This is a genomic window from Methylobacterium terricola (genome assembly GCF_006151805.1).
Lineage (GTDB): Bacteria > Pseudomonadota > Alphaproteobacteria > Rhizobiales > Beijerinckiaceae > Methylobacterium > Methylobacterium terricola.
Genome location: NZ_VDDA01000001.1, coordinates 499,794 through 521,641, shown reverse-complemented (window position 1 = coordinate 521,641; position 21,848 = coordinate 499,794). Strand labels below are relative to the sequence as shown.

15 protein-coding genes are annotated in these 21,848 nt (G+C 71.1%); 4 read left to right on the top strand and 11 right to left on the bottom strand.

The window, feature by feature from the left end:
* Positions 1 to 23: 23 nt before the first annotated feature.
* From FF100_RS02295 to FF100_RS02260, 8 genes are all read right to left on the bottom strand, one after another.
* Positions 24 to 1,121 (bottom strand): adenylate/guanylate cyclase domain-containing protein, encoded by a 1,098-nt coding sequence (locus FF100_RS02295; RefSeq protein WP_139033929.1) that lies wholly within the window; start codon positions 1,119 to 1,121, stop codon positions 24 to 26.
* 365 nt (positions 1,122 to 1,486) lie between these two features.
* Positions 1,487 to 2,236: a pseudouridine synthase gene (locus FF100_RS02290; RefSeq protein ID WP_139033928.1), complete on the bottom strand. Its 750-nt coding sequence runs from the start codon at positions 2,234 to 2,236 to the stop codon at positions 1,487 to 1,489.
* Positions 2,233 to 3,156, bottom strand: coding sequence for a class I SAM-dependent methyltransferase (locus FF100_RS02285; RefSeq protein ID WP_246101878.1), 924 nt, complete (start codon positions 3,154 to 3,156; stop codon positions 2,233 to 2,235). Before FF100_RS02285 ends, FF100_RS02290 begins: the two co-directional genes overlap by 4 nt.
* A 103-nt stretch (positions 3,157 to 3,259) precedes the next feature.
* Positions 3,260 to 4,231: a GTPase Era gene (gene era / locus FF100_RS02280; protein WP_139033927.1), complete on the bottom strand. Its 972-nt coding sequence runs from the start codon at positions 4,229 to 4,231 to the stop codon at positions 3,260 to 3,262.
* Positions 4,228 to 4,938: a ribonuclease III gene (gene rnc, locus FF100_RS02275; protein ID WP_246101908.1), complete on the bottom strand. Its 711-nt coding sequence runs from the start codon at positions 4,936 to 4,938 to the stop codon at positions 4,228 to 4,230. The genes era and rnc overlap by 4 nt, the downstream gene beginning before the upstream one ends.
* Before the next feature lie 106 nt (positions 4,939 to 5,044).
* Complete coding sequence (lepB, locus tag FF100_RS02270; protein ID WP_139033925.1) at positions 5,045 to 5,836, bottom strand: signal peptidase I; 792 nt, start codon at positions 5,834 to 5,836, stop codon at positions 5,045 to 5,047.
* 221 nt (positions 5,837 to 6,057) lie between these two features.
* The gene (gene acpS / locus FF100_RS02265) at positions 6,058 to 6,459 is read right to left on the bottom strand and encodes a holo-ACP synthase (protein ID WP_139033924.1); all 402 of its coding nucleotides are present in this window, start codon (positions 6,457 to 6,459) and stop codon (positions 6,058 to 6,060) included.
* The gene (locus FF100_RS02260; RefSeq protein ID WP_139033923.1) at positions 6,456 to 7,214 is read right to left on the bottom strand and encodes a pyridoxine 5'-phosphate synthase; all 759 of its coding nucleotides are present in this window, start codon (positions 7,212 to 7,214) and stop codon (positions 6,456 to 6,458) included. The genes acpS and FF100_RS02260 overlap by 4 nt, the downstream gene beginning before the upstream one ends.
* Before the next feature lie 444 nt (positions 7,215 to 7,658).
* Here FF100_RS02260 and FF100_RS02255 point away from each other — a divergent pair, with 444 nt between their 5' ends.
* The 3 genes from FF100_RS02255 to FF100_RS02245 all read left to right on the top strand — a co-directional run bounded on the left by FF100_RS02255 (position 7,659) and on the right by FF100_RS02245 (position 11,831).
* A complete protein-coding gene (locus FF100_RS02255; protein ID WP_246101877.1) occupies positions 7,659 to 8,462 on the top strand; it encodes a PRC-barrel domain-containing protein in 804 nt (267 codons plus the stop codon).
* Positions 8,459 to 9,814, top strand: a complete 1,356-nt coding sequence (locus tag FF100_RS02250) for an MFS transporter (protein ID WP_139033922.1) — start codon at positions 8,459 to 8,461, stop codon at positions 9,812 to 9,814. Before FF100_RS02255 ends, FF100_RS02250 begins: the two co-directional genes overlap by 4 nt.
* Before the next feature lie 250 nt (positions 9,815 to 10,064).
* Complete coding sequence (locus tag FF100_RS02245; RefSeq protein ID WP_139033921.1) at positions 10,065 to 11,831, top strand: ABC transporter ATP-binding protein; 1,767 nt, start codon at positions 10,065 to 10,067, stop codon at positions 11,829 to 11,831.
* A gap of 569 nt (positions 11,832 to 12,400) precedes the next feature.
* On the opposite strand, the gene FF100_RS02240 is transcribed toward FF100_RS02245, so the two are convergent.
* From FF100_RS02240 to FF100_RS02230, 3 genes are all read right to left on the bottom strand, one after another.
* A complete protein-coding gene (locus FF100_RS02240; RefSeq protein WP_139033920.1) occupies positions 12,401 to 13,708 on the bottom strand; it encodes an HlyD family type I secretion periplasmic adaptor subunit in 1,308 nt (435 codons plus the stop codon).
* A complete protein-coding gene (locus tag FF100_RS02235; RefSeq protein WP_246101876.1) occupies positions 13,708 to 15,642 on the bottom strand; it encodes a type I secretion system permease/ATPase in 1,935 nt (644 codons plus the stop codon). Before FF100_RS02235 ends, FF100_RS02240 begins: the two co-directional genes overlap by 1 nt.
* 150 nt (positions 15,643 to 15,792) lie before the next feature.
* Positions 15,793 to 17,142 carry a carbohydrate-binding domain-containing protein gene (locus tag FF100_RS02230; protein ID WP_139033919.1) on the bottom strand — a complete coding sequence of 450 codons (1,350 nt, stop codon included), beginning with the start codon at positions 17,140 to 17,142 and terminating at the stop codon, positions 15,793 to 15,795.
* An 826-nt stretch (positions 17,143 to 17,968) separates the two neighbouring features.
* Here FF100_RS02230 and FF100_RS02225 point away from each other — a divergent pair.
* On the top strand, positions 17,969 to 21,848 hold a 3,880-nt coding region (locus FF100_RS02225), incomplete at its 3' end, for a DUF4082 domain-containing protein (protein ID WP_246101875.1).

Below are 21,848 nucleotides of genomic sequence, written 5' to 3'. Positions count from 1 at the left end.
ACCCGGCAGAGGCATCCTGCTCCTCAGCCGCGCAGGGCCGCGTAGCCCCGCCCTGCCACCTGGCGTCCCGCTTCGACCTCCACCGACGCGCCGACGCGCCGCGGCCTGCGCCGGTCCGCGAGCGCATGGACCGCCATCGTCTCGCGCCGCCCCCGCAAGTGATACGCGCCGAGCGGCTCGGCCTCGATGCCGTCGGGGAGACGCGACAGCCGGGCGAGAACGGCCTCCGAGATCAACACCGCCTTCCTGGTCTCCCGGCACAGGCCCTCGAGCCGGGCGGTCGCGTTCATGACGTCGCCGAAATACGCGATCTTGTGGCGGTCGACGCCGACCTCCGCCGTCACCACGCTGCCGCCATGCAGCGCCGCGCGCAGCTCGGGCACCAGGCCGAACCGGGCGAGCCACCACGCCCGGTCGCCGTCGAGGGCGCGACGGATCGCGAAGACGCAGGCCACGCACCGCGCCTCCGCGATGCCGCGCGCGAGCGGCCAGGAGATGATCACCTGATCGCCGACGTAATCGTCGACCTGGCCGCGATACCGACGCACCGGCTCGGCGATGGCGGAGAACACCGCCTTGAGCAGTTCCTGCGCGGCGAGATCGCCGTGGCGGTCCGCATAGGCCGTCGAGCCGGCGAGATCGAGGAACAGGAAGACGCGGTCCTCCCTGACCGGGCGGTGATAGCGGCCCAGGATGAGGTTGAGGAACGTCTCGCCGCCGATCAGGTCGCGCACCCGCAGGACCGAGACGATGACGGCTGACATCACGAGCGCGAACGGAATCGTCGAGAGCTTCGGCGTGACGGCATCCGTCAGGGGCTTCTCGACGATGCCGAGCGTCCAGAGGAGCAGCCCGGTCAGCGCCATGCCGGCGACGATCAGCACCACCAGGCTGATCTCGGCGGCCACGACATAGGCCGGCGTGGGCAGCCGCCGCAGGCGCTCGCTGTAGCCGGCGAGGAAGACGCCGCGCTGGTAGGCGATGGTGAGAAGGCCGATGCAGGTCCCGTACAGGATCCCTGCGAGATTCGGCCCGTCGGCGAACAGGAACCCGTGCAGGGCTCCGAATGAGGCGCTCACGGCGGCAATGATGATCCAGAAGGTCGCGGTGCCGTTCGACATCGTCTTCCTCGGCTCGGGAGCGCTGAAGCAGGGATGAACGAGCGGGAGGGACGGCACAACGATCATCGGATACTTGGCGGCCGCTGGCGTCGCGGCCTGGTGCGGCAGCGCACAGGCGGATCGTGCGGGCTGGCGAACCTTGAGGCTGCTACGGTTCGTGCGTGACGGCGATCCGCTCACCCCGTTGGCGATGGTCAAGGAGCATGCCCAGCCGCAGCACGGGCTTCAGGATTTGACGAGACCGAATGTGATCGCGCCCCATCGTCGCTCCGATCCGCTGCGTCATCCCGGGGCTCGCCGAAGGCCAGAACCCGGGACGACGCTGGAGTGTGTCGGCATGGTCGAGACAGGCCGCAACGGCCCGCTCACCCCTCTCCGAACACCCGCGCCACATCCCCCTCCCCCATCACCCGGTACTGCCCGGGCTCCAGGTCCGTCGGCAGGTCCAGCGCCCCGACCCGATCCCGGTGCAACGCCGTCACGTGGTTGCCGAGAGCCGCGAACATCCGCCGGACCTGGTGGTAGCGCCCCTCCGTCAGGGTCACGGCCGCACTTGTCGGACCGTGGACCTCCAGGGCGACCGGCAGGAGCGGCTTCTCCTCGCCCTCCAGCATCAGGGTGCCGGAGGCGAAGACCGCCCCCTCGTCGCCGCGCAAGGGGCGGTCCAGCGTGACTTGGTACCGCTTCGACACGCTGGCCTTCGGCGAGATGATCCGGTGCAGGAGCGCGCCGTCGTCGGTCAGCAGCAGCAGGCCGGACGTCTCCTTGTCGAGGCGGCCGACGGTCGAGATCGCCGGCTCGCGGCGGCGCCAGCGCGGGGGCAGCAGGCCGTAGACGAGCGGACCGGCCTCCTTGTGCGAGCAGGTCACGCCGAGCGGCTTGTGCAGCATCAGCGCGAGGCCCGGCGGCGGATCGAGCGGCTTAGCCTGGACGGTGAGGCGGGCCGGCAGGTCGGGGGTCAGCGCGATGCGCTGGTCGGCGTCGCGCAAGGGAGCGCCGTCGAGCACGATCGTGCCGGCGCGGGCGAGCATCTGGATCTCGCGGCGCGAGCCGTAGCCGAGATTGGCGAGCAGCCGGTCGAGCCGGACCGACGCCGTCTTGCCCTTGGCGCTCACTTGCGCGCCTCGTGGATCTTATAGCCCTGGGCGGCGGCCCGCGGCACGACCTCGCGAAACACCTCCGCCAGCGTCGCCTCGTAGGGCAGATGGGTGTTGGCGGTGAGCCACAGCGTCCCGCCCGGCCGGAGCGCCGCGGCGGCGCGGCGGATGAAGGCCTGGCCGAGCGCCCGGTCCTCGGCGCCGCCATCGTGGAACGGCGGGTTCATCACCACGAAGTCCAGGCGCTCCGGCACCGCATCGGCGGCGCGGGCATCGGCCCATGTGACCGCGACCCGGGGATCCTCGACGTTGCGCCGCGCCGCCGCGACCGCCCGGCGGTCGTTGTCGACGAGCGTAAGCCCGGTCACCTTCTCCGAGGCCAGCACCGCCCTGGCGAGGACGCCGAGGCCGCAGCCGAGATCGGCGCCGCGGCCGGCCAGAGCCGGCAGTTGCGCGATCAGCAGGGCCGTGCCGGGATCGACCCGGTTCCACGAGAAGATGCCGGGCTGCGACCACAGGCCGAGATCGGCCAGGAACTGCTGGGCCCCCTCGGCGATGGCCTCGTCGAGCCCGGCCGGCGCCTCCGGGCGGACCGTGCGGACGATCCGGTGATGGCGCTTCGCGGTCTCGTCGAGACGGCAGCCGAAGCCGGACAGCTCGCGGGCGAGCCGCGAGCCGCCACGGTCCTTCGGCGCCAGCACCGTGAGGGGGCTGCCTGGCTTGAGCGCCCGCAGGGCCAGCGCCAGGGTATGGCGGCGCTCGAGGGTGCCGGGCGGGGCCAGCACGGTCAGGCCGTCGAGGGCGCCGGGGGCCAGATCCTCCAGGGCGGCGGCGCCGGGAGCGAGGGGGGAGAGCTGCACCGCGCCGTCCGGAACGGCGGCGAGGTCGGCAGGCGGGTGGCCGTAGACGCCCAGCCGGGCGGAGATCGGATCGGTCACGTTAGAGCATTGTCCGACGAAGTGGATGCCGGTTCGCCGCAGAACATGCGGCAAAACCAGAGACTTGGAGCAGGGTCCGATCGCAGCGTGATCGGGCCCCGCTCTAGCCGCGGGGGAATTCCAGGCCCATCTCGCGGTAGCGCTCGGGATCGTCGGCCCAGTTCTCCCGCACCTTCACGAACAGGAACAGGTGGACCTTCGCCTCGGCGGCCTCGGCGATGTCGATCCGGGCGGCCTGGCCGATGGCCTTGATGGTCTGCCCGCCCTTGCCGAGCACGATCGAGCGCTGGCTCTCGCGCTCGACGAAGATCGTCTGCTCGATCCGCACCGAGCCGTCGGGCCGGACCTGCCACTGGTCGGTCTCGACGGTCGAGGAATAGGGCAGCTCCTCGTGCAGGCGGTCGTAGATCTTCTCCCGGGTGATCTCGGCGGCGAGCATCCGCAACGGCGCGTCGGAGACCTGGTCCTCGGGGTAGAGCCAGGGACCGGGCGGCATCCGGGCGGCGAGGTCGCGGCGCAGGTCGTCGACCCCGTCGCCGGTCAGCGCCGAGATCATGAAGGTGCGCTCGAACGGCACCCGCTCGTTGAGGGAGGCGGCGAGGGCCAGCAGCCGCTCGCGGGCGATCACGTCGATCTTGTTGAGCACCAGGAACTTGGGGCGCTTGAGGTCCGGCATCCGCTTGAGGATCGCGTCGACCTCCTCGTCGACGCCTTTGCGGGCGTCGATCAGCAGGCAGACCGCGTCGGCATCGGCCGCGCCGCTCCAGGCCGAGGTCACCATCGCCCGGTCGAGGCGGCGCTTCGGCGCGAAGATGCCGGGCGTGTCGACGAGGACGATCTGCGCGTCGCCCTCCATGGCGATGCCGCGGACCAGCGCCCGGGTCGTCTGCACCTTGCGCGAGACGATCGACACCTTGGTGCCGACGAGGCTGTTGAGCAGGGTCGACTTGCCGGCATTCGGTACGCCGATCAGGGCGACGAAGCCCGCGCGGGTGTCCTTCGGGGGAGTGGTCTCCGCGGGCGCGCCCGGGAGCGTTCCGTCATCCTCGGATTCGGGTGTGGTGTCGTCGATCATTCTGGTTGCTCCCCGGGCTCGTCCCCGGTCCACAGCCCCTCGCGCACCAGCAGCGCGCGCGCGGCCATCTGCTCGGCCAGGCGCTTGGAGCCGCCGATGCCGATGCCGGGCGCGACGCCGGTGACCCGGGCCTCGATGCGAAATTGCGGCGCGTGGTCGGGTCCGGCCCGCTCCACCACCATGTAGGTCGGCGTCGGCCAGCCCTGCGCCTGCGCCCATTCCTGCAACGCCGATTTCGGGTCGCGGCTGCGCGTGCCCTCGGTCTGGCGGTCGGCCTCGAAGGCCCGGTCGATCACCGCCTTGGCGGCGCCGTAGCCGGCATCGAGGAAGATCGCCCCCAGGATCGCCTCGCAGACATCGGCGAGGATGGCCGAGTTGCGGCGCCCGCCGCCATGGACCTCGCCGCCGCCGAGGTTCAGGTGCGGCCCGACCTCCCAGGCATTGGCCACCATGGCGCAGCTCTCGCGCCGCACCAGGCTCGACAGGCGCCGCGACAGGTCGCCCTCGTCGGCGCCGGGCAGGGCATTGTAGAGGCCGTCCGCCACGGCGAGGCCGAGCACCCGGTCGCCGAGGAATTCGAGGCGCTGGTAGCTGCCCCGGCCGTTGGTCGCGCTCACATGGGTGAGCGCCTGCACCAGCAGGTCGCGGTCGGCGAAGCGGTGGCCGATCCGCTCCTCCAGCACCGAGAGGTCGGGCCGGCGCCTTATCCCGCGCTTGCGCCGCGGCGGGGCGTCCCCCGGCCCGGATTCCGGTGCGGGCGGCTCGGCCTGCGGGGTGGCGGCGTCGGCGTCGCTCAAGCTCCTCACTCTCCCGTCAGTGGATCGGCTTGAACAGCCGGTTCCAGCGCACCGTCCACGGCCAGTTCCAGATCTGCCAGGCGGCGGCGCCCTCGTCGATCGAGAAGAAGATCACCTCGGCCCGGCCGATCAGGTTCTCGAACGGCACGTAGCCGACATTGCCGAGATCGCGCGAATCGGTGGAATTGTCGCGGTTGTCGCCCATCATGAAGAAGTGGTTCGGCGGCACGGTGTAGACCTGGGTGTTGTCCCACAGGCCGCGGTCGCCGTCGCGCTCGATGATCTCGTGGGTGACGCCGTTGGGCAGGGTCTCGCGGTATTGCGGCACCAGGGTCGGCTGGCCGAAGGCGTCGGTGGTCGCGTAATCGGCGATGCGCTCGCGCTTGACCGGCCGGCCGTTGATGTTGAGCACGCCCTCGATCACCTGGATCCGGTCGCCGGGCAGCCCGATCACCCGCTTGATGTAATCGGTGGCGTTGTCCTTCGGCAGCTTGAACACCGAGATGTCGCCCTGCTTGGGGCTGGCACCCCAGATCCGGCCCTTGGCCTCGAACGGCAGGTACTCGCTCAACGGCAGCGAGTACTTGGAATAACCGTACGAATATTTGGAGACGAACAGATAGTCGCCGATCAGCAGAGTCGGGATCAGCGAGCCGGAGGGGATGTTGAACGGCTGGAACAGCAGGGTGCGGACCACCACGGCGATCAGCAGCGCCTGGACGCCGACCTTGACGGTCTCCTTGATCGAGTCCCAGACGCCGGCTTCCTTGCCGCGTTTCAGGTCGTGGTCCGTGCGTGCGCGATCCATGCTCGTTCTCTCCGGCGGTCCGTGCAGAATTTCGCCTGGGCACCCGCCGAGGGCACGCGGCCGGCTTTTTGCGCGGTGCGGGGGGTCTAGACCAACGCCTGCCCGCCCGCAACGCGGTGGCGCACAGGGAGCGAATCAGTCCTTCGGGCCTTTGGCAAGCGTGCCGAGGCGTCCGGCGCATCGGCGCCGGCGCCCTGGCGGGCGCTGCGATCGTGACGGCGTCACCCTTCCGGCAGCGCCTCGATGACGACGAAGGCCTGGGCGAGCGGCGGATCATCGGTCAGCGTCACGTGGACGACCGGGCGGTGGCCCGGCGGCATCAGGGCGGCGAGGCGCTCGGCCGCACCGTTGGTCAGCCGCAGGGTCGGGCGACCGCCGGGCAGGTTCACCACCTCCATGTCGCGCCAGAACACCCCGTGGCTCATGCCGGTGCCGAGCGCCTTGGAGCAGGCCTCCTTGGCGGCGAAGCGCCGCGCGTAGGACGGCGCGCGCGCGGCGCGCCGGTCGCTGCGGGCGCGCTCGCCCTCGGTGAAGACCCGGTGGGTGAAGCGGTCGCCGAAACGCTCAAGCGAGCGCTCGATCCGGCGGATGTCGCAGAGGTCGGAGCCGATGCCGACGATCATGCGGCGCCCCCGGCGCGGCCCGCCTCCATCGCCGCCCGCATCGCCCGGATCGCGGCGGGCAACCCGTCGAAGATCGCCTCGGCCATCAGCGCGTGGCCGATATTGAGCTCGCGGATCTGGGCCAGGGCCGCCACCGGCCCGACGCTCTCGACGGTCAGGCCGTGACCGGCATGGATCTCGAGCCCCAAGCCCCCGCCATGCTCGGCGGCCCGGGCCAGCCGCGCGAGCTCGGCCCGGATCCTCCCCGGGTCGCCGGCGATCACCGCCTCGCAATAGGTTCCGGTATGCAGCTCGACGACCGGCGCGCCGAGGGCGTGCGCCGCCTCCATCACGTGGATCTCGGGCTCGACGAACAGCGAGACCCGCACGCCCGCCGCGTTGAGGCGCGCGATGGCCGGGGCGAGATGCAGGCGGCCGCCGATGATGTCGAGCCCACCCTCGGTGGTGCGCTCCTCGCGCTTCTCCGGCACCAGGCAGGCGGCGTTAGGCTTCAGGCGTAAGGCGATTCCCATCATCTCGTCGGTCACCGCCATCTCGAAATTGAGCGGGCGGTCGATCTCGCGCATCAGGCGCTCGACGTCGGCGTCGCGGATGTGGCGCCGGTCCTCGCGCAGATGGGCGGTGATGCCGTCGGCGCCCGCCGCGATCGCCGCCTGGGCCGCCCGGACCGGGTCCGGCATCGTGCCGCCGCGGGCGTTGCGCAGGGTGGCGACGTGATCGACGTTGACGCCGAGGCGGAGGGGCGAGGCGGGCATCGGGCGGGCTTCTCGGACAGAATCTTCTCTGGGAGCCTCCGCGATGTAGCGTGGGGCACCGGGCACCGCCACCCGCCCGTATTGCGGAACAACACTCCCCGGGAAAGCGCCGGGAGACCGGGAACCCGCCTGGACAACCTCGCCCGGTGCACCGCACTGTGCGCCTTCCGCGGCGCGGGCCCCCGAAACCCGCCCGGCGCGGCGCACCCGCCGCGACAACCCGACGACCGATGCTCGGGCGGGCCGACAGGCCTGCCCCGGAGGCCCACGATGTCTGCTCGACGGCTCGACCGCGGCGGTGACGCGCCCGCCCGGCTGCCCCTGCCGCCCCGCCCCCACACCTTCGCCGCGTTCCTCCTCCAGCGGGGACGCACGCTCCCGGAACCCGCGGCTCCCGCCGCGGTTGCCCGTGGGACACGTCGTGCGACCCTGCGAGAGACCCGCTTGACCGGAACCCTGCGGACGATCCTGACGGCCTTCGCCGCGCTCTCCGCCGTGACGGCGGTGCAGGCGCAGCAGGGCTCGGCGCCCGCGGAATCCGGGAAGCCGCCGGCAGCGATCCCCGCGCCGACGGCGCCGGCCCCGCAGCCCGCCGCCCCGCCGGCGGCGCAAGGCCCGGCCGCCCAACCCGCGCCTCCCGCGAGCCAGGCCGCCCCGTCGAGCCCGGCTCCCACGCCGGCGCCCGCCGCGCAGGCCCCGGCGACCCCGCCCGGCACCCCGGCGACCGTCCTCGACACCCAGGATTACGACGGCGTCCTCGGCAAGCCGGTGCGCAGCGCCGCCGGCGAGGACATGGGCCGGATCATCGACATCATCGTCGACAAGGACGGCCGCCCCCGGGCCGCGATCATCGATTTCGGCGGCTTCCTCGGCGTCGGCTCGCGCAAGATCGCGGTCGACTGGCGCGCCCTGCACTTCTCGGCCGACAACAAGCCGGGCCGCGCGGTGCTGCAGCTCAACCGCAACCAGGTGCGGGTCTCGCCCGAGTACAAGCCGGGCGACCCGATCGTGGTGCTCGGGCCTGCCGGTCCGGCCCCCGCCCCGGCGGCGCCGAGCCAGGCCGCGGCTCCGCCCCAGACGGCGCCGGGGCAAGCGGCGCCTGCCCAACCGGCGCCTGCCCAAACCAACTCTGCGCCCGCTCAGCCCGCACCCGCGGCCTCCGTGCCGGCGCCCGCCGCTCCCGCCTCGCCCCCGGCTCCGGCGCCCGACGCCGACCAGTCCGCGGCGCGCAACCCGCCGGACAAATGACGCGACCGCGCCAGGCCTATCGCCGCTCCCTCGCCCATCGCGACCGGGACGTCCCTCGCGCCGAGGCACGGCCGGATCCCCGCCCGGATCCGGCCCGCGACGGGCTGCGGGACCGGGCCGGCGCGGCGACGGGACGGCGGCGGGAGAAGCCGGCACCCTCGCTCGCCAGCACCCGCGGCCTCGACGCGTTCACGTTCTTCGTCGCCAACCTGCAGACGGGCTTCGGCCCGTTCGTGGCGGTCTACTTCACCTCGCAGAGCTGGACCCAGTCCGATATCGGGCTGGTGCTCACCATCGGCGGGCTGTTCAGCCTGTTCGGGCAGGTGCCCGGTGGCGCCTTCGTCGACTGGGTGACCTCGAAGCGCTTCGTCGCCGCCCTGTCGGTCGCGGTCATCGGCGCCTCCGCGGCCGGCCTCGCCCTGTTCCCGACCTTCCTGGTCGTGGCGCTCTCGATGGCGGCGCACTCGATCGCGAGCTGCACCCTCACGCCGGCGATCGCCGCGATCAGCCTCGGCCTCGTCGGCCATGCCGGCCTCGGCGAGCGCCTCGGACGCAACGCCCGCTTCTCCTCGATCGGCAACGCGCTCGCCGCCGCCGGCATGGGCGCCTGCGGCTACTACCTGTCGAGCGAGGCGGTGTTCTACGTCACCGCCGCCCTGGCGCTGCCGACGCTCGCCGCCCTGTACTGCGTGCGGGCGAGCGAGATCGACGTGGTGCGGCCGCAAGGACCCGACGGCGGCGAGGCGCCGGGCGGCTGGGCCAGCCTGAAGCTGCTGCTCACTAACCGGGCACTCCTGTGCTTTGCCGCCTGCATCACCCTGTTCTTCGTCGCCAACGCGGCGATGCTGCCGCTCGTCGGCAGCGTGCTCACGGTGCGGGCGAGCCAGACCGCCACCATCCTGATCGCCGCCTGCATCATGGCCCCGCAGATGGTGATGGCGCTGATCGCGCCGGCGGTCGGCCGCGCCGCCCAGGCCTATGGCCGGCGCCCGCTGCTCATCATCGGCTTCGCCGCCCTGCCGATCCGCGGCCTGCTCTTCGCCTACACCGACGCGCCCGAGCTGCTGGTGGCGGTGCAGGTCTTCGACGGCATCTCGGCGGCGGTGCTCGGCGTGATGGTGCCGCTGATCGTCGCCGATTGCACCCGCGGCACCGGCCGCTTCAACATGGCGCTCGGGGCGGTCGGCACCGCGATGGGCTTGGGCGCCGCCGCCAGCACCACCCTGTCCGGCTACATGGCCGACCATTTCGGCTCCCACGCCGCCTTCCTGGGCCTCGCCGCGGTCGCCTTCGCGGCGCTCGTCCTCGTGGCGGTCATCATGCCCGAGACCCGGCGGCCGCGGGAGGCGTGAGGATGGCCGGAGGGCGGAGCGGTCCCGGGAAAGCCGTGTGCGGTGCAGCGCCGCTCAACTCCCGTTCAGGAACGGCGGATTACACGACGGACTGAACCGTTCGCCTGAAACATAAGGTGACGCTTGCGCGTTGCGAGTAGCGGGTGGGGCCTGCGGGATCATGCGGAGAGGATGCGGCGGGGTTCTTGCATCCCGTCCCTCTCCCGACCGTGGGCCGCACGCGTGCGAAGAACCGGGATCGATCGCCACGATGGATGACCTCTGCGCGTACGCCAACCGGCCCTGGGCCTTCGTGGCCCGTTACCTGCGCGGCCGCATCGTGCCCCACGCGGCCATCCTGGTCGCGGTGCTCGGCGCCGTGGCCTGCTCGGTCAGCACCCAGTACGGCCTGAAGGGCGTCGTCGACGCCCTCGGCAAGGGCCCCGAGAACAATACCCTGATCTGGCCGGCGCTGACCGTGCTGATCTGCTTCATCGCAGCCGACAACATGCTGTGGCGGGTGGCGAGCCTGATCGCCAGCTTCACCTTCGTGAAGGTCACCGGCGATGTCCGGCGCGACCTGTTCCAGCACCTGACCGGCCACTCGCCGTCCTACTTCGCCGACCGGCAGCCCGGCACGCTGGCGAGCCGCATCACGGCGACCTCGAACGCGATCTTCACCGCCGAGAACATGTTCGTCTGGAACGTCATGCCGCCCTGCGCGGCGGCGTTCGGCGCCATTCTCTACGTCGGCAGCGTCAGCGTGCCGATGGCGCTCGGCCTGCTCGTGATCTGCGGCGGCGTGGTGGTGCTGATGTTCCGCATCGCCGCCGCCGGCAAGCCGCTGCACCACGACTTCGCCGAGAAGGCGGCCTCCGTCGACGGCGAGATGGTCGATCTCGTCAGCAACATGCCGCTGGTGCGGGCCTTCTCGGCCTACAAGCGCGAGTTCGCCCGCTTCGACCAGACCATCGGCACCGAGATGAAGGCGCGCAGCCGCTCGCTCCTCTACCTCGAGCGCCTGCGCATCATGCACGCCCTGATCACCGTCGTGGCGGTGCTGGGCCTGCTGTTCTGGGCGATCAAGATGTGGCAGGCGGGCGCCGCCACCGCCGGCCAGGTGGTGCTGGTCTGCACCCTCGGCATCACCATCCTGGCCGCGACCCGCGACCTCGCGGTGGCGCTGGTCGACGTCACCCAGCATACCGCCCGCCTGTCGGAGGCCCTGCGCACGCTGCTGCAGCCGCACGACCTGCGCGACCACCCCGAGGCGAAGCCCCTGGTCGGCGAGGGTGCGCGCATCACCTTCGAGAAGGTCAAGTTCAACTATCCCGACGGCCGCGAGGTGTTCGGCAGCTTCGACCTCGACATCCAGCCCGGCCAGCGCGTCGGCCTCGTCGGCCGCTCCGGCGGCGGCAAGTCGACCCTGTTCACCCTGCTGCAGCGCTTCTACGACCCGCAGAACGGCCGCATCCTGATCGACGGCCAGGATATCGGCCGCGTGACCCAGGAGAGCCTCCGCGAGGCGATCACGGTGGTGCCGCAGGACATCTCGCTGTTCCACCGCTCCTTGCGCGAGAACATCCGCTACGGCCGGCCCGAGGCCACCGACGAGGAAGTGTGGGCCGCCGCCGCCGCCGCCCGCTGCACCGACTTCATCAACGACCTGCCGGGCGGCTTCGACACGATCGTGGGCGACCGCGGCGTGAAGCTCTCGGGCGGCCAGCGCCAGCGCATCGCGGTGGCTCGGGCGATCCTGAAGAACTCGCCGATCCTGCTCCTCGACGAGGCGACGTCCGCCCTCGACACCGAGTCGGAGGAGGCGATCCGCGAGGCGCTCGGCAACCTGATGAAGGGCCGCACCACGATCGCGATCGCGCACCGGCTCTCGACCCTGAAGGATTTCGACCGGATCGTCGTCCTCGACGGCGGCCAGGTGATCCAGGACGGCTCGCCCGACCGGCTCGTGCACCTCGATGGGTTCTACCGCGACCTGATCCAGCGCGAGACGATCAAGCTGTCGCGCGAGGCGGCGTAGGAACTCACCCGAAGCCTGCACCCGCGAAGGCCCGCGCCTGACCCCTCCCCCCTTCTGCGGGGGAGGGTGGCGAGCGCAGCGGGACGAAGTTCCGCCGAGAGGGGCCGTGCGGCGCTCCTCCAGGCGGCGCTCGTCGAACCGGGCCAGTCCGTTCCGGAAGCGGCGGCCCCTCTGCCGTCCTGCGTCGTAGGCCACCCCCTCGGGGGGGCGCCGACCCGCTTCGTTCCAGGCTCCAGTCCGAGCGGAACACCGGCGTGCGCCGGCGCACATTCCGACGCCCCCGTCTCAATCGGAGGCCCCGGGTTTGTGCGCTGCGATGAACCTTCCGCTGCGTTCGCCGTTTTACCCAGGAGCCGCCTGCCGCCGGCCGCGATCTGGCCCCTGGCTTGCCAGTGGCAGGTACTGTCCCTTCCAGCACAACGAGAACCTGCGATGCTGAAGACCATCACCTATGCGATGATCGGTGTCCTGGCCTGCGGGCTGGTGGTGGCCGTGGTCGGCGCCTCCGGCGCCATCGGTGGCTGACGGAACATCGCGGGGGCCGTCCCGACGGGACGGTCCCCGCCCGCTCACTTCTCCCGGAATGCCCGGGCGATCTGATCGGCGAGCGGCTTGGTGAAGTAGCTCAGCACCGTGCGCGACTGGGTCTGGATGAAGGCCTCGACCGGCATGCCGGGGGTGAGCCGGACCGCACCGAGGCGCCTGAGTTCGGCCTCCGGCACGGCGACGCGGGTGGTGTAGGAACCCTGTCCGGTGCGCGGATCGATCGTCAGGTCCGGCGAGATCCGCGATACCGCGCCGCTGATCGTCGGCGTGGTGCGCTGGTTGAAGGCCGAGAACCGCAGGGACGCCACCTGCCCGATATGGACCTGATCGATGTCCTGCGGCGCGAGCTTCGCCTCGACGGTCAGGTGATCGGCGGTCGGCACGACCTGCATGATCTCGGCGCCCGGCGCCACGACGCCGCCGACGGTGTGGACGGCGAGCTGGTGGACCAGCCCGTCCTGCGGCGCCCGGATCTCGACGCGCTTCAGCTGGTCCTCGGCGGTGATGCGCCGCTCGGCATATTCCGACATCTTGCTGCGGATCTCGGCCAGCTCCTTGCCGACCTCGGTGCGCAGATCCTGGTCGATCTGCAGGATCTGCAGCCGCGTCTCGGTGATGCGCCCGCGGACCTGGGCAATGGTCGAGACCAGCGTCCCCTTCTCGCCCTCGAGCCGGGCGAGGTCGCGTTCGAGCGCGCTCACCCGCTGGATCGGCACCAGCTTCTTCTCCCACAGGTCGCGCACCCCGCCGAGCTCGCGCTCGATCAGGACGATCTCCCGGACCTTGGCGGCGATCTGCTCGTCGAGGCCGCGGATCTGCTCGTCGAGCTGGCCGACCCGCTCGGCGAGCTGGGACTTCTGTCCCTCGCGGGCGCTTCCCCGGGTCTGGAACAGCCGGCGCTCGCCCTGGATCAGCCCAGCCACCACCGGATCGGCGGCCCGCGCCGTCAGCCCGGGCGGGAAGGTCACATCGGCGGCGCCGTCGCGCTCGGCCTCGAGCCGGGCCCGGCGCGCGGTCGATTCGTCGATCGAGCGGGTGACGATGGCGAGGTTGGCCTGCAGCACCGTCTCGTCGAGGCGCAGGAGCACGTCACCCGCGGCGACCCGGTCGCCGTTCTTCACCCGCAATTCTCCGACGACGCCGCCGGTCGGGTGCTGCACCTTCTTGACGTCGGATTCGACCACCAGCGAGCCGGCGGTCACGACGGCGCCGGAAAATTCGGCGAGCGCGGCCCAGCCGCCGGCCCCGACGAAAAGGAGCGCGCCGCCGATCGTGCCGGCGAGCAGGTGGCGGCGGATCGAAGCCTGGGTCTCGGGGCTGATCGGGCTCATCACGCGCGCCCTCCCTGGGCGACCTTGAGGGCGAAGCCGGGCGCAAAGCGCGCCGAGCCGGCCTGCATCCCCGGCATCGCCCGGGGCCGGTTGAGGGTGGGCAGGATCTCGTCGCGCGGGCCGAGGGCCTGAACGCGGCCCTGGGCCATCACCATCACCTGATCGAGCGCTGCCAGCGCGCTCGGCCGGTGGGCGACCACCACGACGATGCCGCCGCGTGCCCGCACCCCGGCGATCGCCTCGGTCAGCGCCGCCTCGCCCTCCTGATCGAGGTTGGAGTTCGGCTCGTCGAGCACAACCAGGAAGGGATCGCCATAAAGCGCGCGGGCGAGCGCCAGGCGCTGGCGCTGGCCGGCCGAGAGCAGCGCGCCGCGCTCGCCGATCTGCGTCTGGTAGCCCTCGGGCAGGGCCAGGATCAGGTCGTGGACCCGGGCGGCCTTGGCCGCCGCGATGATCCCCTCGGCCTCCGCCTCGGGCCGGAAGCGGGCGATGTTGGCCGCCACCGTGCCGGGAAACAGCTCGACCTCCTGCGGCAGGTAGCCGACATGCCGCCCGAGATCCTGCGGACGCCACTGGTCGAGGCGGGCGCCGTCGAGGCGCACCGCGCCCCGCGCCGGCAGCCAGATCCCGACCAGCAGCCGGGCGAGGGACGACTTGCCGGACGCGCTGTGGCCGACGATGCCGAGCCCCTGCCCCGCCTTCAGCGTCAGGCCGACGTCGAGGGCGGTGAGGCGCTGGCTCCCGGGCGGGCCGACGCTCGCCTGCTCGACGGTGAGCCCGTCGCGCGGGGCCGGCAGGGCCAGGCCCTCCGGCTCGTCGCCGGCGGCGGCGAGCGCCGCGCCGAGATGGCGCCAGCACTCGCGGGCCGCGGCGAAGGTCTTCCAGTAGCCGATCGCCTGGTCGATCGGCGCCAGCGCCCGGGCGCTCAGGATCGAGCCGGCGATGATGACGCCGGCGGTCGCCTCCTGGCGGATCACCAGGAAGGCGCCGACGCCGAGCACCGCCGATTGCAGCACCACCCGCAGCACCTTCGAGGCGTTGTGGATCGCCCCGGTGATCTCGGCGGTGCGCTCCTGGGTGGCCTGCGAGGCGGCGCTCGCCCGGGTCCAGATGCCGGCGAGGTCGGGCTCCATGCCCATCGCCCGCACGGTCTCGGCGTTGCGCCGGCTCGCCTCGGCGACGAAGCCGCGGGCGGCCCCCGCCTCGCGGGCGTCCCGGGCGTGGTGGCGGGTCAGGATCTCGGCCAGCACCGTCAGCCCGATCAACGCCAGGGCGCCGAGGAGCGCGGTGAGCCCGATCCAGACGTGGAAGGCGAAGAGCAGGGCGAGATAGACCGGGATCCACGGCAGGTCGAACAGCGCGCCGGGTCCCCCGCCGGCAAGCGCGCCGCGGATCTGGTCGAGGTCGCGCATCGGCCGCAGGCCGTCCGCCTCGGGCCGCCCGCGCAGCGGCAGGGTGACGACGGCGCGGAACACCCGCCGGCTCAAGGCCTCGTCGAAGGCTTTGCCCCCCCGCAGCAGCAGGCGCGAGCGGATCAGGTCGAAGTAGCCCTGGCCGAGATAGAGCACCAGCACGATCAGGCTGAGGCCCACCAGGGTCGGCACGCTGCGGCTCGGGATCACCCGGTCGTAGACTTCGAGCATGTAGAACGAGCCGGCGAGCGCCAGCAGGTTCACGGCGCCGCTGAGCACCGCGACGCCCAGCACCACGTGGCGCAGCTGCGCCAGGGCCGCCACGATCGGCGGGGCCGAGGCAGCCCGGGACGGGGCGAGGCCGAAGGCGGTGAGCGCGTCGTGACGCAAGCCCTCGCCGGGGGAGGGCTCGGCGGCGGGGGCGGAAGCGGCGCGCGACCGGCCGAGGACGGGGCGCAGGGCCGTACGGATGACGGCGCGGACGTGCCCGGCACGCGAGAGCGGGCGATCGAGGGATGTCACGGGGTTCGGGCTCCGTCGGGCGGCGCGCGGCGACCGCCGGCCGGAACGAACCCGGGCCGGCGGCGGCGGCGCGTCGTGGAGGTGGAGGAGAGGACGCGCAGGGCTCCCGCCCGCCGGTACGGGGACCGGCGGGCGGGAGCGTCGCGCGCCTCAGACGAGGTAGTCGTGGAAGGTGAAGTGCTGGGCGCCGTTGCTCTGCAGGCTGAGATGGGCGCCCGAGACGTCCTGGCCGTGATAGGTGGCGCTGTCGACGTAGAGGTTGCGGTCGCCGCGGCCGGCGCCGCCCCAGACGTCGTTGAGGAAGTTGACCGCCACGTCGTGGTCGCCCTGGCCCCAGTCGCCACGCACCGAGATCAGGTCCGACCCGGAGCCGTGGGCGGCATGCGCGGTCTGGACGCCGCCGATCTGCTTGCCGTCGACCGAGATCGTGTACTTGGCGTCGCCCCAGAGGGCGTCCTGGCTGATCTTCAGGAGCAGCTGGTCGGAGCCGCTGCCGAGGCTGACGCTCGGCTGCGCCGTGCCGCCGGTGGACGGGGTGGTCGTCACCGGCGGCGTGGTGACGGGTGTGCTCGGCACCGCGTGGTCGCCGCCGCCGGCCGGGGTCGCGGCGGTGTTGTTCGTCACCAGTTCGAGATGCGCGCGGATGGCGCCCATATCCTTGAACAGGTTGTCGACCTGGCTCTGCTTCACGCCCTGCTCGAGATAGGCGAGCTGCAGGGTGTTCGGGCCGGAGGTGTCGGTGACGTAGCCGCCGTAGTTCTGGTAGGCCTTGGCCAGCGCCATGCCCTCGGGCGTGGCGATGCCGATCTTGGTCAGGTCGACGTCCTTCGGGATCGCGAACAGCGAGCCCATCGGGATCGAGCCGGAATAGCTGCCGCTGAAGCCGTCGGCGGTGGTCGCCGGCCAGACATACGGGGACTTGGCGGAGCCGGCCTGCGTCGTCGAGATCGCCATCGCGACCGCGTGGTCGATCTCGAGCGAGTCGAGGTCCGACTTCTGCACCAGGCCGCCCATCAGCGACATGCCGGCGGCGCGGATGCCCTCATGCGCGCCCGGCACGTTGGCGATGCCGTCGCCCGTCACGGTGTTCTCGGCGACGTAGGAGGCGTGGTAGCTGTTGGTGCCGGTCTTCCCGCCGAGCCAGGTCTCGATGTAGTGCTGGCCGTCCTCGGAGACGATGATCGCCCAGCCGTCGCCGGTCTTGAACTGCACGTCGGCCGGCGTCCGCATCTGGAACGAGCCGTTCATCGACGAGGTGTTGCCGAAGGTCCAGTCGGAGTTGGTCGCCCGGCTCTCGTAGGTCCAGGTCGCCATCGGGTCGGTCGATTTGGCCTGGAAGATCGGAATGGCGTCCTGGCCGATCCAGGTGTTCACGCCGGCCTGATGCTGAATGGACGCGGTCTGGGCTCCGGAAGCGGCCTGGAACTGGGCGTTCGACCCGATCGGGGTGTTCCAGATGCTGCTCGGCGCAAAGGGTTGCGCGACCGTTTCATAAGCCATGTATCATTTCCGGTTCTGTGAAAAGGCAGCCGGACCGCAGGACGCGGCGGCATGAAGGCGGCATCACGACAAGATCACGGCCCGCCCTGGGCCTGATCCGATCCGCGAGACAGACAATAAGCAGCAATATTGCACCGTCAAGCCTGTGTTAAGGATTGCAGACTTACGGATATTGTACCAAATAATTCGCCGACATGCAGCAACCGGGCAGCGATTCGCCGGCTCTTCTGTGCAAGATTCGGCGAAGGAGAGCGAGCGCGTGCGAGCCCCGGCTGTCGCGATGGCAAGAGATCGGCGACGACAACTCTCGCGTCTTCGATGCATTGCAGCAACGCGGCCGTATTGATGGCGAGCGCATCGATCCTGAGAGCTGTCGCACAGCTCGATGCAGGCGCCGTCCGCAAGATGAATGATCGTCCCAGAATGGGACGGCGGCCGGACGCGAGTGAGTTGGGCGAGCCTTGCGCTCGCGCGAGCCGCCGAACGATTACAGGGCGCGGCCTCAGGCCCCAGACGAGCGCCCGACACCCGGCAATCGGTGCGGCGGGAGCGACTGGCGCTGCGACGCTCACGCCGGATCCTCGACCTAGTACGACTTGTGACGACCGCTTTCGACGATGCGGCGCAGGCCTCGGCGGCGCTCCGGTCTGTCGCCGACTCAACGCTCGACTCGATCAATCATGAAACACCGCCGAAAGGTGTAGGCGACAGTTTTCGCCTCCACCGAAAGGCTGCGTACGCAGCCGGCCTAAGGCTCCTTTCAGAATTCAGCTTCCAATGTGACAGTGCCGCTCACCGCGAATCCTTCCTGTCGAAAGCAGATGCCATGCTCTATTCGGATGAGATGACCGTCGATCCGGTGCTCAATCCCGTTCAGACCGGCGGCAATGCATCGTCCTCGGGGACCGGCGCGGGTGCGTCGGCGGACGAGGCGGGTGCGGGCAGCAAGGTCGCGGCCCTGGTCGCGGCACCGGCCGGTTCGAGCGGCACGCCCGATACGGCCGCGCCGGCCCCGACCCTGAAGGATCTCGCGGTGGCCCCGGGCTCGGCGGCGGCGGCGGCGAATGTCGCGTTCTGCTGCGGCACCTGCGGCTACGTGAACTGCCCGTCCCGGATCCTCGAACTGGGGGCGAGCAATATCCTGTCCTCGAACGGGCAGCTGCCCGGCTACGGCAGCGGCGCGCCGATGGGCGCCGTCACGACCCTGCCCGGCGGAGCGGAGACGGCGGCGGCCGGGCCGTCCAAGACCCAGATCCCCCGGTTGAGCGGCCCGATCACCTCTGCCGTGGCGACCTCCAAGCCCGCGAATGCGGGGTCCGCCAATTCCCCGACCGCCAACTCGCTGACGGCCTCCGGCACCGCCACCGCCTCGACCAGCAACAAGATCGTCCTCGAGAACCAGAAGATCGGCAACCCGGTCAGCGAGTGGGGCATCGACGGCGCCGGCGACGACAACATCGAGGGCTTCGCCACCGACATCAGCACGAATGTCGGCAAGACCGTCAGCTTCAAGATCAACACGGATTCGAACAACTACCGGATCGACATCTACCGGCTCGGCTATTACGGCGGCCTCGGTGCGCGCAAGATCGACACGATCCAGCATACCGGGGTGCAGAACCAGCCGAATCCGTTGCGCGACGCCGCGACCGGGATGGTCGATGCCGGCAACTGGTCGGTCTCGGCGTCGTGGAGCGTGCCGGCGGACGCGGTCTCGGGCGTCTACATCGCCAAGCTGACGCGCCAGGACGGCACGGCGGGCGAGAACGAGATCCCATTCATCGTCCGGGACGATTCGAGCCACAGCGACATCATCTTCCAGACCTCCGACCAGACCTGGCAGGCCTACAATCCCTGGGGCGGGGCCAACTTCTACGGTGGCAACGGCCCGGCCACCGGCCAGGGCGCCGGGCGCGCCTACGCGGTGAGCTACAACCGGCCGATCACCACCCGGGGCGGCGGCCTCGCGGCCGGTCCCCAGGACTACATCTACGGCGCCGAGTTCCCGGCGATCATGTGGCTGGAGCAGAACGGCTACGACGTGTCGTACATGTCGGGCGTCGATGCCGACCGCTACGGCAGCTTGCTCAAGAACCACAAGATGTACCTGGATGTCGGCCACGACGAGTATTGGTCGGGCGCGCAGCGCGACAACGTCGAGGCGGCCCGCGACGCCGGCGTCAACATGGCGTTCTGGAGCGGCAATGAGGTCTACTGGCGCACGCGGTTTTCCAACAGCATGAGCAGCGACGCCACGCCGTACCGGACGCTGGTGTCGTACAAGGAGACCTGGGGCGCGACCCAGAACCTCGACCCGACCAACCAGTGGACCGGCACGTTCCGCGATCCCCGCGGGCCCTCCGGCACGGTGGGCAACAACGATCCCGAGAATGCCCTCACCGGCACGATGTTCCAGGTCGATGCCTACGTGCTCGACACGATCACGGTGCCGTACGCCGATGCCGACCAGCGCTTCTGGCGCAACACCAGCGTCGCCAATCTCCAGCCGGGCCAGACCGCCTCGCTCAACAAGAACTATCTCGGCTACGAGTGGGACGAGGCGCCCGACAACGCCTCGGCCCCGGCCGGGCTGGTGCGGCTGTCCTCGACCACGTTGGACGAGACGACCTACCTCCAGGATTACGGCAACACCACCGGCAAGGGCACGGCGACCCACAGCCTGACCCTCTACCGCGCCCCGAGCGGCGCCCTCGTCTTCGGCGCCGGCACCGTCTACTGGTCCTGGGGCCTGTCGGCCAACCACGACAACGAGGAGACGCCGACCGATCCTCGGATCCAGCAGGCGATGGTCAACCTGCTCGCCGATATGGGCGTGCAGCCCCAGACCCTCGACCCGAACCTGACGGCCGCCACCGCCTCGACCGACCACACCGCGCCGACCTCGACGATCTCCACGCCGACCACGGGCTCCAGCGTGGCGGCCTTTACCCCCGTCACGATCACCGGCACCGCGGCGGATGCCGGCGGCGGCGTGGTCGCGGGCGTCGAGGTCTCGACCGATAACGGCGTCACCTGGCGCGCGGCGACGGGCGACGAGACCTGGAGCTACACCTTCGCGCCGCAGGTTGCCGGGACCTACCAGATCCGCACCCGGGCGACCGACGACAGCGTCAACCTGGAGGCGCCCTCGGCCGGGCGCAGCCTGACGGTGACGGCGCCGCCGTCGCTGACGCTGTTCCCGGGCTCGGCCAAGCCCACCGTCACCAACACCGTCGACAGCACCCCGGTCGAGCTCGGCGTCAAGTTCCAGAGCTCCAGCGCCGGCACGATCAGCGGCATCCGCTTCTACAAGAGCTCCCTCGACCGCGGCGTCCATGTCGGGACGCTGTGGTCGAGCACCGGGCAGAAGCTCGCCACCACGACCTTCACCAACGAGACCTCGGACGGCTGGCAGACCGCGACCTTCTCGAACCCGGTCCCGATCACCGCGGGCGCGACCTACACGGCGTCCTACTATTCGACGCTCGGGCATTACTCGAGCGACGTCGGCTACTTCGACGGCACCGTGACCAGCGGCCCGCTCAGCGCGGCCGGCGGCCAGAACGGCGTCTACGCCTACGGCACCTCGAGCCAGTTCCCGACCAGCACCTTCAACAACACCAATTTCTGGGTCGACGTGCTGTTCAACCCCGGCGCCACGACGGCGAACCAGGCGCCGAGTGCCGTCAACGACAGCGGCCTTTCGGTCACCCAGAACGCCTCGACGGTCATCCAGACCTCGATGCTTCTCGCCAACGACACCGACCCGAACGGCGATCCCTTGACGGTGACGAGCGTGAGCGGTGCCACCAACGGCACCGTCTCCCTCAACGTCCAGAACGCCACCGTCACCTTCACGCCGACCACCGGCTATACCGGCCCGGCCGGCTTCACCTACGCGATCTCGGACGGGCGCGGCGGCACCGCTTCGGCCAGCGTGGCCCTCACCGTCTCGGCCCCGGGCACCGCCCCGGTCAGCCTGTTCCCGTCCTCGGCGAGCCCGGCGGTCGCCAATACCAGCGACGGCGCCGCGGTCGAGCTCGGGGTGAAGTTCCAGGCCTCGAGCGCCGGCACGGTGAGCGCGATCAAGTTCTACAAGGGCAGCCAGAATACCGGCACCCATACCGGGACGCTGTGGTCGAGCACCGGCCAGGTGCTGGCGACCGCGACCTTCACCAACGAGACGGCGAGCGGCTGGCAGACCGCCACCTTCTCGAACCCGGTGGCGCTGACCGCCGGGGCGACCTACACGGCGTCCTACCACACCAATACCGGTCACTACTCGACGACGGCGAACGGCTTCTCCAGTGCGGTGACGAGCGGGCCGCTCACCGCGCCGTCCTCCGGCAACGGCGTCTACGCCTATGGCGGATCGAGCCTGTTCCCGACCAGCACCTACCAGAACACCAATTACTGGGTCGACGTCGTCTTCAATCCGGGCGCCGCCGCCGCCAACCAGGCCCCGACCGCCGTCAACGATACCGGCCCGGCGGTGACGAGAGACACCGCCGTCACCTTCTCGACCGCGACGCTGCTGGCCAACGACACCGATCCGAACGGCGACACCCTGACGGTGACCGGTGTGAGCGGCGCCACCAACGGCACCGTCGCGCTCAACACCACCAACTCCACCATCACCTTCACGCCGACCGCCAACTACACGGGCGCGGCCGGCTTCACCTACGCGATCTCGGACGGGCGCGGCG

Bases quoted from the DNA above. Each gene is read 5' to 3' on its own strand.
- FF100_RS02295 (WP_139033929.1), bottom strand. From the start codon at position 1,121: ATGTCGAACGGCACCGCGACCTTCTGGATCATCATTGCCGCCGTGAGC.
- era (WP_139033927.1), bottom strand. From the start codon at position 4,231: ATGATCGACGACACCACACCCGAATCCGAGGATGACGGAACGCTCCCG.
- lepB (WP_139033925.1), bottom strand. From the start codon at position 5,836: ATGGATCGCGCACGCACGGACCACGACCTGAAACGCGGCAAGGAAGCC.
- acpS (WP_139033924.1), bottom strand. From the start codon at position 6,459: ATGATCGTCGGCATCGGCTCCGACCTCTGCGACATCCGCCGGATCGAG.
- FF100_RS02260 (WP_139033923.1), bottom strand. From the start codon at position 7,214: ATGCCCGCCTCGCCCCTCCGCCTCGGCGTCAACGTCGATCACGTCGCC.
- FF100_RS02250 (WP_139033922.1), top strand. From the start codon at position 8,459: ATGACGCGACCGCGCCAGGCCTATCGCCGCTCCCTCGCCCATCGCGAC.
- FF100_RS02245 (WP_139033921.1), top strand. From the start codon at position 10,065: ATGGATGACCTCTGCGCGTACGCCAACCGGCCCTGGGCCTTCGTGGCC.
- FF100_RS02240 (WP_139033920.1), bottom strand. From the start codon at position 13,708: ATGAGCCCGATCAGCCCCGAGACCCAGGCTTCGATCCGCCGCCACCTG.
- FF100_RS02230 (WP_139033919.1), bottom strand. From the start codon at position 17,142: ATGGCTTATGAAACGGTCGCGCAACCCTTTGCGCCGAGCAGCATCTGG.